This is a genomic window from Vibrio sp. ED002 (assembly GCF_023277445.1).
GTDB lineage: Bacteria > Pseudomonadota > Gammaproteobacteria > Enterobacterales > Vibrionaceae > Vibrio > Vibrio jasicida.
In genome coordinates this window covers 1,844,163-1,859,851 of the sequence record NZ_CP080238.1, presented here as the reverse complement: position 1 = coordinate 1,859,851, position 15,689 = coordinate 1,844,163, and the positions used below count along the sequence as shown (strand labels likewise).

Annotated in this window: 13 protein-coding genes; 8 read left to right on the top strand and 5 right to left on the bottom strand. The window is 45.2% G+C overall.

Annotation, left to right across the window (positions count from 1 at the left end; all coding sequences use genetic code 11):
• Nucleotides 1-375: 375 nt before the first annotated feature.
• Complete coding sequence (locus tag ITG12_RS08595; RefSeq protein WP_005440565.1) at nt 376-1,524, bottom strand: Na/Pi symporter; 1,149 nt, start codon at nt 1,522-1,524, stop codon at nt 376-378.
• A 383-nt stretch (nt 1,525-1,907) separates the two neighbouring features.
• Between ITG12_RS08595 and nhaR the strand changes: the two genes are divergently transcribed.
• Complete coding sequence (gene nhaR / locus ITG12_RS08590) at nt 1,908-2,798, top strand: transcriptional activator NhaR (RefSeq protein WP_038866387.1); 891 nt, start codon at nt 1,908-1,910, stop codon at nt 2,796-2,798.
• 126 nt (nt 2,799-2,924) lie between these two features.
• Complete coding sequence (locus ITG12_RS08585; protein ID WP_038866389.1) at nt 2,925-3,227, top strand: metalloregulator ArsR/SmtB family transcription factor; 303 nt, start codon at nt 2,925-2,927, stop codon at nt 3,225-3,227.
• Nucleotides 3,228-3,360: 133 nt separating this feature from the next.
• Here ITG12_RS08585 and rpsT read toward each other — a convergent pair whose 3' ends face one another.
• A complete protein-coding gene (rpsT, locus tag ITG12_RS08580; RefSeq protein WP_005440571.1) occupies nt 3,361-3,621 on the bottom strand; it encodes a 30S ribosomal protein S20 in 261 nt (86 codons plus the stop codon).
• Nucleotides 3,622-3,915: 294 nt separating this feature from the next.
• Between rpsT and murJ the strand changes: the two genes are divergently transcribed.
• The 6 genes from murJ to ispH all read left to right on the top strand — a co-directional run bounded on the left by murJ (nt 3,916) and on the right by ispH (nt 11,540).
• Complete coding sequence (gene murJ, locus ITG12_RS08575; RefSeq protein WP_248872966.1) at nt 3,916-5,478, top strand: murein biosynthesis integral membrane protein MurJ; 1,563 nt, start codon at nt 3,916-3,918, stop codon at nt 5,476-5,478.
• A 70-nt stretch (nt 5,479-5,548) separates the two neighbouring features.
• The gene (gene ribF / locus ITG12_RS08570) at nt 5,549-6,484 is read left to right on the top strand and encodes a bifunctional riboflavin kinase/FAD synthetase (protein WP_038866392.1); all 936 of its coding nucleotides are present in this window, start codon (nt 5,549-5,551) and stop codon (nt 6,482-6,484) included.
• 64 nt (nt 6,485-6,548) lie between these two features.
• Nucleotides 6,549-9,377 (top strand): isoleucine--tRNA ligase, encoded by a 2,829-nt coding sequence (gene ileS / locus ITG12_RS08565; protein WP_248872965.1) that lies wholly within the window; start codon nt 6,549-6,551, stop codon nt 9,375-9,377.
• 73 nt (nt 9,378-9,450) lie between these two features.
• Nucleotides 9,451-9,957, top strand: a complete 507-nt coding sequence (gene lspA / locus ITG12_RS08560; RefSeq protein WP_248872964.1) for a signal peptidase II — start codon at nt 9,451-9,453, stop codon at nt 9,955-9,957.
• A 161-nt stretch (nt 9,958-10,118) separates the two neighbouring features.
• Nucleotides 10,119-10,550, top strand: a complete 432-nt coding sequence (gene fkpB / locus ITG12_RS08555; RefSeq protein WP_005533267.1) for an FKBP-type peptidyl-prolyl cis-trans isomerase — start codon at nt 10,119-10,121, stop codon at nt 10,548-10,550.
• Between the two features lie 24 nt (nt 10,551-10,574).
• Nucleotides 10,575-11,540 carry a 4-hydroxy-3-methylbut-2-enyl diphosphate reductase gene (ispH, locus tag ITG12_RS08550; protein WP_005440578.1) on the top strand — a complete coding sequence of 322 codons (966 nt, stop codon included), beginning with the start codon at nt 10,575-10,577 and terminating at the stop codon, nt 11,538-11,540.
• An 82-nt stretch (nt 11,541-11,622) separates the two neighbouring features.
• Here ispH and btsR read toward each other — a convergent pair whose 3' ends face one another.
• From btsR to ITG12_RS08535, 3 genes are all read right to left on the bottom strand, one after another.
• Nucleotides 11,623-12,351 carry a two-component system response regulator BtsR gene (gene btsR, locus ITG12_RS08545; RefSeq protein WP_248872963.1) on the bottom strand — a complete coding sequence of 243 codons (729 nt, stop codon included), beginning with the start codon at nt 12,349-12,351 and terminating at the stop codon, nt 11,623-11,625.
• A 33-nt stretch (nt 12,352-12,384) separates the two neighbouring features.
• Complete coding sequence (locus ITG12_RS08540) at nt 12,385-14,055, bottom strand: sensor histidine kinase (protein ID WP_248872962.1); 1,671 nt, start codon at nt 14,053-14,055, stop codon at nt 12,385-12,387.
• A gap of 139 nt (nt 14,056-14,194) precedes the next feature.
• Nucleotides 14,195-15,679 (bottom strand): carbon starvation protein A, encoded by a 1,485-nt coding sequence (locus ITG12_RS08535; RefSeq protein ID WP_038876257.1) that lies wholly within the window; start codon nt 15,677-15,679, stop codon nt 14,195-14,197.
• Between the last annotated feature and the right edge of the window lie 10 nt (nt 15,680-15,689).

Genomic DNA, 15,689 nt, shown 5'->3' with positions numbered 1-15,689 from the left:
GCCCTACAGAACGCTACGCTTCGAAATGTGAGAGGGGATAAAAGATCCTCCAACTCACTCGAGCCTCGCTCTTGAAGATGATGTTCACTCACTCTGAAATCAAACGGTCGTCGGGAATCTCTTTTACCATAGTTTACTGCGTGATCAAGAAATGAGAGCGCTCCGCTGTAGGTATCGAGAGTGGGGGACCAGAAGCTTAGTGAAAGGAAGTTGAACTTAAAGAATTTTGGCAGGACTTGATGTCTTAGGTGGATATCATCGAGCCTTATCCCTCTCGAAGCTTAGCGTTCCTAGGGCGAGCCCATTTTTACTTCTCTAAAACGAAAAAAGGCCCCACCGAAGTGGAGCCTAACATAAGCGATGGTAATCTTATTATTATGCTGTCAGAGCAAGGATAGAGCCTGGTAGCACGATGAATACTGCTAGTAGGTAACCTGCTACAACCGCTTTGTTCTTAATAGCCATTTCTGAAATCACTTCTGCACATTTTACTGGAATCTCACGTAGGAACGGGATACCGAAGATGAACAGTGTCGCCAGAATGTTGAACGTTAGGTGTACTAATGCAATCTGTAGTGCGAATACCGCGAACTCACCAGATACTGCTGTTGCTGCTAGTAGAGCCGTGATACATGTACCGATATTAGCACCTAGAGTGAACGGGTAGATATCACGTACTTTTAGAACACCTGAGCCTACTAGTGGAACCATTAGACTTGTTGTCGTAGAAGAAGACTGAACAAGAACCGTTACTACAGAGCCCGATACGATACCGTGGATAGGACCACGACCGATTGCGTTCTTAAGGATGTCACGAGCACGACCAACCATCAGGCTCTTCATTAGCTTACCCATAACAGTGATAGCGACGAAGATAGTACCGATACCTAGAGCGATTAGTGCTACACCACCCATGGTGTCACCAAATGTAGATAGAGGCTCTTTAATCGCGCTTACTACAGGTTTAGTGATTGGTTTGATGAAGTCAAAACCACCCATGCTCATATCGCCAGTTTTTAGTAGAGGCGATACTAACCAGTGTGAAATCTTTTCTAGAATGCCGAACATCATTTCCAATGGTAGGAAGATCAGTACTGCAAGTAAGTTAAAGAAATCGTGGATTGTTGCACTTGCGAATGCACGTTTAAATTCTTCTTTACAACGTACGTGGCCAAGTGAAACAAGAGTATTCGTTACGGTAGTACCGATGTTAGCACCCATTACCATAGGAATAGCGGTTTCTACAGGTAAACCACCTGCAACCAAACCTACAATAATAGAAGTTACGGTACTTGAAGATTGGATTAGGGCCGTAGCCACCAAACCGATCATTAGACCTGCGACTGGGTGAGACGCAAATTCAAAGAGTACTTTAGCTTGATCGCCAGTCGCCCATTTGAAGCCGCTACCAACCATAGATACTGCTAGAAGAAGCAGATATAACATGAATGCCAAGTTAGCCCAGCGTAACCAGCGAGTCGTGCTCGAGATTGGTGCTGCTGTTGAAGTAGCTTGGTTCATCATAATTTTCTCCGTGGACCTTTCAGTTCGTTTATTTGGTCTGTTGTTGAAACTGAGGGCGATGTTAGAGATTAAATATTTCAGTAATATTACAGTTCGGTTTCTATGGAGAATTTTTATTATTCTTTTTAATAGTTGCCTGTGAAGAAAAATTCACAGCATTATAATTGATTGAAATTTATGTAATTTTCTGTGTTATTGGTTCGCTGCCACTTATCTTGATGAGATTAAAAAAGTGCGTTTTACTTCAAGTTTTATGACAGTGTGAATTCGTTATTTTCGGTAAAACTTATCTTTTTCTTATTTATTGTAGGTTTTGCCGAACTTCTTGTCTGTCCTTGTCACATTTGATATAAAAAGTGTCATCTTCTTTATAGGGATTGATGATGTCACATCTAAATTACAACCACCTTTATTACTTCTGGATGGTGTGCAAACAAGGTTCTGTAACTAAAGCTGCTGATGCTTTATTTCTAACACCACAAACTGTAACTGGGCAGATCAAAGCACTTGAAGACCGCATGAAGGGGAAGTTGACCAAGCGTAATGGGCGCACGGTAGAACCAACAGAACTAGGACAGTTGGTATTTAAGTACGCCGACCGTATGTTTGGTTTGAGCTACGAAATGCTCGATATCGTTAACTACAGCCAGCACTCTAATATTCTTTTCGAAGTTGGCGTTGCCGATGCACTATCTAAGCGACTCGTAAGCAAAGTATTAATGACGACGGTTCCTGAAGATAACAGCATTCACTTACGTTGCTACGAATCGACTCACGAACTGCTTTTGGAGCGTTTATCCCAGCATAAACTTGATATGATCCTTTCTGATTGTCCGGTGGACTCAACACAAAGTCCGGGCCTTTACAGCAAGAAGTTAGGTGAGAGTAGCATGAGCTTTTTTGCTTCGTCTGAAATACCAGATGTGAAATTTCCTGAAGTTTTAGAGAATAAAAAATTACTTATCCCGGCCAGTAGAACGGCAATGGGACGTAAAGTATTGCAGTGGTTTGATAGACAAGGATTACAGCCAGATGTGCTGGGCGAGTTTGATGATGTTGCCTTAATGAAGGCATTTGCTCGTTATCGTGATGATGTGATTTTTTTAGCTCCGACCGTTTATATGTCGGAGATTGAAGATGACCGCAATTTACAACTGATCGGTCACGTAGACGACCTTAAAGAAGAGTATTACGTTATTTTTGCTGAACGAATGATACAACATCCAGCAGTTAAGAACGTTTGTGATGCAGATTTTAGCCAAATGTTTGAATGAACACGTTTCGTTGCGCAAATAAATAGATTACTATCGACAAAACTATAACTCTAAATTATAAAATCTTTGTAACACAACAAACTGGCCAGGGTTGGGGAAAGTAAGTTGTAGCTAGAGGTCCAGCACATGAATCTACAAGAAATGGAGAAAAACTCCGCCAAAGCTGTCGTGTTGCTTAAAGCAATGGCAAACGAGAGACGCCTACAAATCCTTTGCATGCTGCATAATCAAGAACTATCGGTCGGGGAACTTTGCGCAAAACTAGAGTTGAGCCAATCGGCACTGTCTCAACATTTAGCTTGGCTTCGTCGCGACGAACTGGTGGCTACGAGAAAAGAAGCACAAACGGTATACTACACGTTAAAGAGTGATGAAGTGAAGGAATTAATCCAAACGCTTCATGGCCTTTACTGTGCAGAGGCCATGTGATGACAGGTCACATATAAGAAAAGCTGGCATCGCCAGCTTTTTTATTGTCTAAAATTCGATGAGTTACACGGAATTTAGATATAAAAAAACCGGCAGTAGCCGGTTTTTTCTTCACTGTAAAATCAAGTTTCTATTAAAGAGCTTTGATTTGTGCAGCGAAACGAGACTTATGACGTGCTGCTTTGTTCTTATGAACAAGGCCTTTAGTCGCCATACGGTCTAGGATAGGTGTAACTGCAGCGAATGCAGCAGTTGCAGCTTCTTTGTCGCCTGCTTCGATAGCAGCAACAGTTTTCTTCATGTAAGTACGCATCATTGAGCGACGGCTAGCATTGTGCTGACGACGTTTCTCAGCTTGGATAGCGCGCTTCTTAGCAGATTTACTATTTGCCAAGGGTCTAACTCCCAAAAACTTATTTCTGTGACAATTTAAGGGCGAGGACTATCCCTCATTTGCGCCTAAATGTCAAATGATTTGTGCAAAAACCAATCGAAGCCAAAACAAATTTTGGTAAGAAAGGTTATCGCGGTTAAGATGGCGGGGATTCTAACAGCATTTTTAGACCATTGCTAATAATTATCCGCCTAGATCTGACAATAAACGGATATATTTTTAACGCCCATTTGTAGCTTTCAAAGGCTTAGAGGAATAGGGTTGGCTATCTTTTGGTGATATTCCGAGGTTACAGTGAGTAAACGACTGCTCAAGTCTGGCATGATCGTCAGTGCCATGACATTAATTTCGCGCGTCCTAGGTTTAGTTCGTGATGTGGTAGTAGCAAACTTGATGGGGGCAGGCGCGAGTGCCGACGTCTTCTTCTTTGCCAATAAAATTCCTAATTTCTTACGCCGTTTGTTCGCAGAAGGCGCATTTTCTCAGGCCTTTGTGCCAGTACTAACCGAAAGTCACGCTCAAGGGGATATGGATAAAACTCGTGAGTTGATTGCTCGTGCGGCTGGTACGCTGGGCGTGATTGTCTCTATTGTTACCATTCTAGGGGTTTTAGGCTCTGGTGTAGTGACGGCGCTGTTTGGTTTTGGTTGGTTCCTAGACTGGATGCATGGCGGCCCGGCCGCTGAGAAGTTCGAACTTGCCAGTGTCATGCTCAAGATTACCTTTCCTTATTTATGGTTCATTACTTTTGTTGCGCTTTCTGGTGCGATCCTTAATACCTTAGGTAAGTTTGCCGTCTCTTCTTTTACGCCTGTCTTCCTCAATGTGATGATCATTTTGGCGGCGTGGTTTATCTCGCCTCAGATGTCGCAACCAGAAATCGGTCTTGCGATTGGCGTATTACTAGGTGGCCTTGTTCAGTTTCTATTCCAGATTCCCTTCCTTATTAAAGCGGGAGTAATGGTTAAGCCTAAATGGGGTTGGCGCGATCCGGGTGTGGTGAAGATCCGTACCTTGATGATTCCTGCCTTATTTGGTGTGTCGGTAAGCCAAATCAACTTATTGTTTGATACTTTTATTGCCAGTTTTCTGCAAACCGGTTCGATCAGTTGGTTGTACTATTCAGATCGCTTACTTGAATTCCCGTTAGGTTTGTTTGGTATCGCGATTGCGACGGTGATTCTCCCTGCATTGTCACGTAAACACGTAGATGCTCACAGTGAAGGTTTTGCTCATACCATGGATTGGGGCGTGCGCATGGTGACCTTACTGGGTATTCCTGCCATGCTTGGGTTGATGGCATTAGCAAAGCCTATGTTGATGGTGTTGTTTATGCGAGGAGAGTTTTCCCCGCAAGATGTACATCAGGCTTCTCTCTCTTTATTAGCATACGCCTCGGGCTTGCTTAACTTTATGTTGATTAAAGTGCTCGCTCCGGGCTACTACTCGCGTCAAGACACCAAAACGCCTGTGAAATACGGCATTATTGCGATGGTGACCAATATGGTCTTCAATGCAATTTTTGCTTATTTCTACGGTTATGTTGGCCTTGCGATTGCCACTGCACTCTCTGCGTTTGTAAACATGGCATTGTTGTATCGTGGTTTACATATTGCTGGGGTGTACCAAGTCACCAAGCGAACGGTCTTTTTTATTGTTCGCTTGATGGTGGCGGGGGGCGCAATGGTTGCGGCAATTCTATGGCAGCTCGAAGACATGCCGGTGTGGTTGGATTGGAGCTTTGCTCACCGTAGTGGTGTGCTAGCGATGTTGATTGGTTTAGGTGCCGTGGTTTACCTTGCTGTGGTGTTTTTACTCGGTGTTCGTTTAAAAGACCTAAAAGCTGGGACAGAATAAGGTTGATTGGTATATAATCCGTCAGTTTCACACAGTGCAAAGTAAAAACAGAGGCATAAAGCAGTATCCAATGGAACTGATTAGAGGCATTCACAATATCAAGTCGCGCCATCAAGGCTGCGTGCTGACTATTGGCAATTTCGATGGCGTACATAGAGGCCATCAACAAGTATTGCAACAAGTGTCTGAACAAGCGAAGAAACTTTTGTTACCTTCGGTTGTGATGACCTTTGAACCTCAGCCTATGGAGCTGTTCGCTCGAGATAAGGCACCAGCAAGGTTAACGCGACTGCGAGACAAATTTGTCCAGCTGAGTAAGCTGGATATTGATCGCTTACTTTGCGTTAACTTCAATCGTCATTTTTCCGACCTAACGGCGGAGGAGTTTATCCGTGACTTGTTGGTTACTCGATTGGGTGTTAAGTTTCTTGTCATTGGTGATGATTTCTGTTTTGGCAAAGGTCGAACAGGTAACTTTGCAATGCTACAAGAAGCGGGGGAAAAGTACGGCTTTAAAGTCGTAAGTACTCAAAGCTTTTGTTTACAGCAGTTACGAGTCAGCAGTACAGCAATTCGAGATGCATTGGCTCGTGATGATTTGCAGTCCGCACATGAGATGCTGGGAAGAGATTACAGCATCAGCGGTCGTGTTTCACATGGAAGAAAACTAGGTAGAACCATCGGGTTCCCTACGGCAAATATTCCTTTGAAGCGCTGTGTTTCTCCGGTTTCCGGAGTCTATGTTGTTCAAGCGCTTGGCTTAGGAGATAAGCCGATTGGTGGCGTCGCTAACATTGGTCAACGACCGACGGTTAATGGTGTTCGTCAGCAGTTAGAAGTACACTTATTCGACTTTCACGCTGATTTATATGGTAAACAGCTAGAAGTGAAACTTTTGCATAAACTAAGAGATGAGCAAAAGTTTGAGTCGTTTGAAGCACTTAAACAACAAATCGTATTGGATGCTGAAGCAGCAAGGGTGTGGCTGCGTCAGCTTAAGCGTTGAGCGGTTTATTCCACCGTGCAACATAATGTCTAATTTTCGCCCAATATAACGGAATTAAGAATCGATGAGTGAGTATAAAGATACCCTGAACTTACCTGAAACAGGGTTTCCAATGCGCGGCAACCTGGCCAATCGTGAGCCAGAAATGCTTAAGCGTTGGTACAAAGAAGATCTTTACGGTGAAATCCGTAAAGCGAAGAAAGGCAAAAAGTCATTCGTATTGCACGATGGCCCTCCTTACGCGAATGGTGACATTCACCTTGGTCACGCACTAAACAAGATTCTTAAAGACATTATTATTAAATCCAAAACACTTTCAGGTTTTGACGCACCATACATTCCAGGCTGGGATTGTCACGGTCTACCAATCGAGTTGATGGTAGAGAAGAAAGTTGGCAAACCAGGCCAAAAAGTGACAGCAGCTGAGTTCCGCGAGAAATGTCGTGAGTACGCTGCAGGTCAGGTTGAAGGTCAGAAAGAGAGCTTCAAGCGTCTTGGCATCATGGGTGAATGGGACAAGCCATATCGCACTATGGACTTCGCAACTGAAGCGAACATCATCCGTGCTCTTGGTAAGATAGCAAGCAAAGGTCACCTACTGAAAGGTTTTAAACCAGTTCACTGGTGTACAGACTGTGGTTCAGCACTGGCTGAAGCAGAAGTTGAGTACAAAGATAAAGTATCGCCATCTATCGACGTTCGTTTTAAAGCGGCTGACGAAGCGGCACTATTGTCTAAGTTTGAATTGACAGAAGGTCATGAAGGTCACGGTGACGTGTCTATTGTTATCTGGACAACAACACCTTGGACACTGCCAGCAAACCGCGCAGTATGTCTACGTGACGATCTAGAGTACGTGCTTATCCAAACAGAAGGCGACAACGCTGAGCGTATCATCGTTGCTGCTGAGCTGGCGAAAGACGTAATGGATCGTGCGGGTATCGAGCACTTCCACAACCTTGGCTTTGCTAAAGGTGCGGATCTTGAGCTTTCTCAATTCCAACACCCATTCTACGATTTTACTGTACCAGCGATCCTTGGTGATCACGTTACGACTGATTCAGGTACTGGTGTTGTTCACACTGCACCAGGACACGGTCAAGAAGACTTCGCGGTTGGTAACAAGTACAACTTAGAAGTAGCAAACCCAGTTGGTTCAAACGGTGTTTACCTACCAGATACTGAGCTATTTGCTGGTCAACACGTATTTAAAGCGAACGATGCAGTAGTAGAAGTACTGAAAGAAAAAGGTGCACTACTACACCACCACGCTTACGAGCACAGCTACCCACACTGTTGGCGTCATAAGACTCCAATCATCTTCCGTGCTACGCCTCAATGGTTCGTTTCTATGGACCAAGCTGGCCTACGTGCTAAAGCACTAGAGTCTATCAAGAACGTAGAGTGGATGCCTGAATGGGGTCAAAGCCGCATCGAGGGTATGATCGAAGGTCGCCCTGAATGGTGTATCTCTCGTCAACGTACTTGGGGTGTGCCAATTGCTCTGTTTGTTCATAAAGAAACAGCAGAACTTCATCCAAACACGCTAGAGCTGATCGAGAAAGTCGCTAAGCTGGTTGAAGAGAAAGGCATCCAAGCATGGTGGGATGTAGATGCAGCTGAACTACTAGGTGCTGACGCTGACCAATACGAAAAAGTGCTAGATACGCTAGACGTATGGTTCGATTCGGGTGTAACACACTACTCTGTTGTTGATGCTCGTGAAGAGTACAACGGCAACACTGCAGACCTATACCTAGAAGGCTCTGACCAACACCGCGGTTGGTTCCAGTCTTCGCTTATTTCATCTATCGCGATGAAAGACGAAGCGCCATATAAGCAAGTACTGACACACGGTTTCGTGGTGGACGGTAAAGGCCACAAAATGTCGAAATCTATTGGTAACGTGGTATTGCCAAAAGACGTAACTAACAAGCTAGGTGCTGACATTCTTCGTCTATGGGTTGCTTCAACAGACTACACTGGTGAAGTTGCGGTTTCTGATGAAATCCTAAAACGCAGCGCAGATGCGTACCGCCGTATCCGTAACACTGCGCGTTTCTTCCTTGCTAACCTAAGCGGCTTCAACCCTGAAACAGACATCGTTCCTGTTGAAGAGATGGTTGCATTAGATCGATGGGCCGTTGGCCGTGCACTAGCAGCACAAGAAGAGATTGTTAAAGCATACGAAGAGTACAACACACACGGTGTGACTCAACGTCTAATGCAATTCTGTTCAATCGAAATGGGCTCTTTCTACTTAGACGTTATTAAAGACCGTCAGTACACAGCAAAACGTGGCGGCAACGCTCAACGTAGCTGTCAGACAGCACTTTACTACATCGTAGAAGCGCTAGTTCGTTGGATGGCGCCAATCATGTCGTTCACTGCAGATGAAATCTGGAACGAAATGCCAGGTCAACGCGACAAGTTCGTATTCACTGGTGAGTGGTTCGATGGTCTATTCGGTCTTGCTGAAGGTGAAGACCTGAACAACGAATTCTGGACTGAGCTCCAAGCGGTTCGTGGTGCAGTAAACAAACTTCTAGAAGATGCGCGTAAAGAGAAAACCATTGGTGGTGCACTACAAGCTGAAGTGACTCTATTTGCTGATGACGCACTAGCGGCGAAGATCAACAAACTTGAAGATGAACTGCGCTTTGTTCTACTAACATCTGCTGCGAAAGTTAAGCCACTAAGTGAGAAGACTGATGCTGCACAAGCGACGGATATCGAAGGCTTGTTTGTTGAAGTAGCAGCAGCTGAAGGCGAGAAGTGTGACCGTTGTTGGCACCACACGCCAGACGTAGGCACAATCGAAGGTCACGAGAAGATCTGTGGTCGTTGTGTGTCGAACGTAGACGGCGAAGGTGAAGTACGTAAATTCGCGTAATTGCCTAGAACGACTGAACTTTTTTTAAAATTAACAGCCCCAGTATTTACTGGGGCTGTTTGTAGGTAAAGTAATGAGTGAAAAAGCACTGACGTTAAAGCAATCTGGAGTTCGCTGGCTATGGTTAGCAATTCTGGTATTTATTGCCGATATTGGCATCAAATTGGTGGTAATGGACAACATGGGCTACGGATGGGCAAACCGAATTGAGGTGCTGCCATTCTTCAACCTACTTTATGTTCATAACTACGGTGCAGCATTCAGCTTCTTGAGCGATCAAGCGGGCTGGCAACGCTGGTTGTTCACCGGTATCGCGTTTGTTGTGACAGGTCTTTTGACTTACTGGATGAGTAATCTTCCAGCCAAAGAAAAATGGAACAACATCGCTTATGCATTGATTATTGGTGGTGCAGTGGGCAACGTATTTGACCGTGTGGTTCACGGCTTTGTTGTTGATTACCTAGACTTCTTCTGGGGTAACTATCACTGGCCAGCATTCAATCTAGCGGATACGACTATCTGTATTGGTGCGGCAATGATCATTCTTGACGGCTTCCGCAAAAAGGATGCTGACAAGTAATCTTTTGCGATATACCGAATAACCCTAAGCGTCGTCCGTTGATTCGAACGACGCTTTTTATTATGTTGGAGCGCAATCCGCGTATCTTCGTACAATAAAAAGCAATCACAGTACGTGATCAGACAGAACGCTGGACAACCCAAGAACAAGGAAGCAGTAACGTGACAACAATAAATCAAGATTCAGCAGTAACGCTGCACTTCACCATCAAAATGCAAGATGGCTCTGTAGCAGACAGCACACACAATATGGGTAAGCCTGCTAAATTCGTGATGGGCGATGGCAGCTTGAGTGAGAACTTTGAGCAATGCCTACTAGGCTTACAAGTAGGTGAAGAAAAGGCGATCGAACTAAAAGCCGCTGATGCTTTTGGTATGCCGAACCCAGACCATATCCACCATATGGACCGCACTAAATTTGTTGGCGAAGCGGAAGTTGAAGTCGGCACGATCATGGCATTTAGCGGTCCAGACGGTATGGAAATCCCGGGCATCATTACTGAGATTGCTGGCGACTCAGTAACTGTGGACTTCAACCATCCACTCGCGGGACAAGACGTGACTTTCGAAGTCGAAATTTTGTCAGTAGAATAGCGAACCAAATAAAAGATAACTTCCATGAGCAATGAAATGAAAATCCTGTTAGCTAACCCACGTGGTTTCTGTGCTGGTGTTGACCGCGCGATTAGCATCGTAGAGCGTGCGCTAGAGATGTATCAGCCACCTATCTATGTTCGACATGAAGTGGTGCATAACCGTTTTGTGGTTGAAGGTCTAAAACAGCGTGGTGCTATCTTCGTTGAAGAACTGCATGAAGTGCCAGACAACAACATTGTAATTTTCTCCGCTCATGGTGTATCTCAAGCTGTTCGTCAAGAAGCTAAGTCTCGTGACCTAACGGTATTCGATGCGACCTGTCCGTTGGTAACCAAAGTACATATGGAAGTGGCACGTGCAAGCCGTCGCAATATGGAAGTGGTACTGATCGGTCACGCTGGTCACCCAGAAGTGGAAGGCACGATGGGTCAGTATTCAAGTGATACAGGCGGTATGTACCTTGTGGAAACGCCAGCCGATGTTGAGAAGCTAAAAGCGATCGTGAAAGATCCATCGGATCTGCACTACGTGAGCCAAACGACACTGTCTGTTGATGAAACCGCTGACGTAATTGAAGAGCTACGCCGCGTATTCCCAGACATCCAAGGTCCTCGTAAAGATGACATCTGCTACGCGACGCAAAACCGTCAAGATGCCGTGCGTGAGCTTTCTGCTGATGTAGATGTGATGGTTGTTGTAGGTTCCAAGAATTCATCAAACTCAACGCGCTTAAAAGAACTGGCTGAAAAGCTAGGTACGCCAGGATACCTAACAGACTGCCCAGAAGACATCATGCCTGAATGGTTTGAAGGCAAAGTGAAAGTTGGTGTGACTGCTGGCGCATCTGCACCAGAAGAGCTGGTAAACCAAATCCTAGATCGCATCAAAGAGCTGGTTGGTGCAGAAGCGGTAGACGAAGTGCTTGGTCGTGAAGAGAACATGTTCTTCGAAGTGCCAAAAGAGCTACAAATTAAGCAAGTCGATTAAGACGAGTCAAACATCAAAAAGGCGACCACAAGGTCGCCTTTTTAATTGGGAATTTCTACACGAGTTATGCCAGAGTCTGAGCTTAGTGACTGATGCCTAGAAGTTCTTTGAGCACCTTTAAGTAACGGCGGCTCACTGGGATCTCAAAGCCTGTTTTGGTGATGATTTCAGCTAGGCCATTTTCCAATAATCTAATCTCGCTGATGGCTTTGATACTCACCAGATACTGGCGATGACAACGCACCAGTGGCGTTTTTTCTTCCAAGGTTTTCAACGTTAACTGTGTACTGGCTGTTTGGCTGGTGGAACGCACATGCACACCGCTAATATCGCTGTAAGCAGACTCAACTGTCTCGGTTGCCATGATCACAATGCGGTTGTGGCCAATGCAAGGGATCTGGTCTAGGTTCTCTGGGGCGATGGCAGACAACTGTTGAGTGAGCGCGGATTGACTCATGACTTTATTAAGGCGTTTTACTGTTTTCGTCAAACGACATGGATCGACGGGTTTCAGTAGGTAATCAAACGCATTGTCCTCGAAAGCTTGAATGGCATATTGGTCGTAAGCGGTAACAAATACCACGTAGGGCATGGTTTCTGGGTCGAGCATGCCAAGCAGTTCTATTCCTGTCACTTGGGGCATTTGGATATCAAGGAACACCACATCGGGCTTGAGCTCATTGATCTTCTTAAGGCCCATAATGGCGTTTGATGCATCGCCTATTACTTCAATTTGGCCTGTTTCGTCCAATAGCTCTGCCAGCTCTTCACGAGCAAACTGTTCATCATCAATGACGAGGGCGGTTAACATCCAGCATTACCTTTTTATGCGTTTTTATTGCGCTTATCGCGATGAGGGAATGATAAAACTCATTTTAGTAAATTGGTGTTGTTGATAGTTAATTTTTAGCGCTGAATCACGTCCAAATTGATTAGAGAGGCGCTTATCGACAATTTCCATCCCCAAACCAGAATGATTCTCTTTTGGTGATTCATAGCTGCCTGCATTGTCTTCCACGGTAATAAGGTACCCTTGTGCATGAGGTTGGCTGTAAATCTTTACTTTGCCGCCTTCCAACATAGTCGAGATACCGTGTTTGATTGCATTTTCGACCAAAGGTTGCAGCGTAAAGCTTGGTAACTTGATATCCAGCAGTTCAGGTTCAATATCAATCTCAACTTCTAGGCGATCAGTAAAGCGTGCTTTTTCGATCGATAAGTAGGAATTCACATGTGCTAATTCTTCTTTCAGCGTCACGGTATTGATGTTCTGTTTTAAGTTACTACGGAAGAAGTGCGACAAGTTTTGGATCAGTTCTCGTGCTTTATCTGGATCACGACGCGTAATCGCACTGATGGTGTTTAGCGCGTTGAACAAGAAATGTGGGTTCACTTGCGCGTGCAGTAGTTTGATTTCTGCCTGAGCTAATAACGTTTGTTGCTGTTGGTAATCGCCATAAAGAATTTGACTCGAAAGAAGCTGAGCAATGCCTTCTGCCATTGACATATTTGCCGTCGAGAACAGCTTACGTTTTGGTTCGTAAAGCTTAATGGTGCCCACCACTTCTTTTCCTGCTCGTAGTGGGATTATCAGTGCGGAGCCCAGTTTACAGTCTTGTGCTAATGAACATTGGTAAGGGCGCTCACTGCCATCAAGGTAGATGATGTCGTTCTTCTCCATTGAGTCGAGCGTACTCTGCGATGAGATTGGAGTATTTGGCCTATGATGATCATCGCCGATGCCAACGAAAGCCAGAATCTTCTCTTGGTCAGTAATGGCGACTGCGCCTACTTTGGTTTCTTCATAAATGATGCGGGCGATCTTATCGGCATTTTCGCTGTTAAATCCGGTGCTGAGAATACCAACTGAGCGGTCGGCAATGCTTAATGCTCGGCGGGAAAAGGCGGCCGAGTACTTTTCAAAAATGGTTTTACGATCTTGCAGAATACTCATAAACAGAGCGGCACCAACGGAGTTAGCGATGATCATTGGGGCAGCAATCGCTGAAACGAGTTCATAGGCTTGGTTGAATGGTTTGGCGACAGCAAGCAGCAGCACCATCTGAACGATTTCTGCAACAAAAGTAATGCTGAATACTACGCTCGGGTTAAACAGCATTGCCCCTTTGTTACGCTTAATGAGGTAAACGTGGAGTAGCCCCCCAATGAGCCCTTCTGCTGTTGTGGAAATCGCACAAGCTAAGTCGGTAAAACCGCCTAAAGTATAACGATGAATCCCCCCAGTTAAGCCCACCGCAAAACCGACAACAGGACCGCCAAACAGTCCTCCCATCACGGCACCAATTGCACGCGTGTTTGCTATCGCGTCGTTGATCTGTAAACCGAAGTAGGTGCCTAGGATACAAAAACCAGAGAAAAGCACATAACAAATGAGTCGGTGACTTAAGCGAGAAGAAATGCTCAGTAGGGGAAGAATGATTGGCGTTTTACTCAGCATATAAGCCAGCACTAAGTAAACACACATTTGTTGCAAAAGGGAGATGATCAGTTCCATAGCGAACCTAACCTAGACATGATGTTGTTATTGTAAGTGAATTCATTCTTTAAAGAGAAAGAAAAAGAGCCTGCGATAGGCAGGCTCTTAGCGTTATCCAGATATTGATAATGAATCGGTTAGCAAGCGAAGGATTTCATTACGCCGTTTCTGAGACAGTGTCTGGTTTATCTTCATCTGCAAGATCTGTTTCGCCTTTGCCTTTCGAGATTTTGATAACGTAAGCCGCTGCAGCAAGAGCGAACAAAATGCCAGAGATTGTCGAGATTTGCATTGGTAGACCGAAGCCTAGCGTGCTGTTGTTCAAAATGAAAGTGACACACACGGTTGTCATGAAGACTGCTGGGATAGTCGTAATCCAATGCAGTTTGTTGTGACGTAGTAGGTAAGCCGACGCAGTCCAAAGCATCATTACTGCTGTTGTTTGGTTTGCGAAACCGAAGTAGCGCCAGATAATACCGAAGTCTACTTGAGTCAGAATGCCACCGATAACGAACAGTGGTAGAGCCATTAGAAGACGGTTACGTAGTGTTTTCTGTTCCATACCGAAGTATTCAGCAAGAATCAGACGGCTTGAGCGGAATGCGGTGTCACCCGATGTGATTGGCAGAATAACAACACCAAGGAAGGCAATCACACCACCGAATACACCCAGTAGACCGAATGAAGCGCTGTATACCACGTTACCAGGGCCACCGTTTTTCACTGCTTCTGCAAGGCCATCAAGCGTGCCGAAGAAAGACAGAGCGATAGCACACCAGATTAGCGCGATAACGCCTTCACCAATCATTGCACCGTAGAATACGAAGCGACCGTTCTTCTCATTTTCCATACAACGCGCCATCAGTGGAGACTGAGTTGCGTGGAAGCCAGAGATAGCACCACATGCGATAGTGATGAATAGTGCAGGCCATAGAGGCATATCGTTCGGGTTCAAGTTAGTCAGCATGTCGCTTACTTGGAAGTCACCCATCACAGTGTGTTCGCTAGAGAAAGCAATAGCAGTCATTAGACCTACAGACATGAAGATCAGTAGCGCGCCAAACAATGGGTAGAAGCGACCGATGATTTTGTCTACAGGAACAATTGTCGCGATGATGTAGTAAGCGAAAATCAACACAACCATGGTTGTCATGCTTACGCTAAAGCTAGTTTGGTCGTTGATTAGGTTTGTGATCATGCCTGCTGGCGCTGACACGAATACCACACCAACAAGAAGCAATAGGACAATGGCAAAGATGTTCATAAAGTGTTTTGCGCCATTGCCTAGGTAGCGACCCGTAATTGTTGGTACTGATGCACCGCCGTTACGAACAGAAAGCATGCCTGAGAAGTAATCGTGTACCGCACCTGCGAAGATACAGCCAACAACAATCCAAAGCATTGCAGCAGGACCGTATAGGGCACCCATGATTGGGCCAAAGATAGGACCAACACCTGCGATGTTCAGAAGCTGAACAAGGTAAACACGCTTGGTTGACATTGGAACGTAGTCAACGCCGTCCGTCTTAGTATGAGCTGGCGTTTGGCGATTCTCATTGATGCCGAAAATCTTCTCAACGAAAGCACCGTAGATGAAGTATCCGCCGATGAGGGCTGCGACACAGGTTAGAAACCACATCATAGCAATTGTC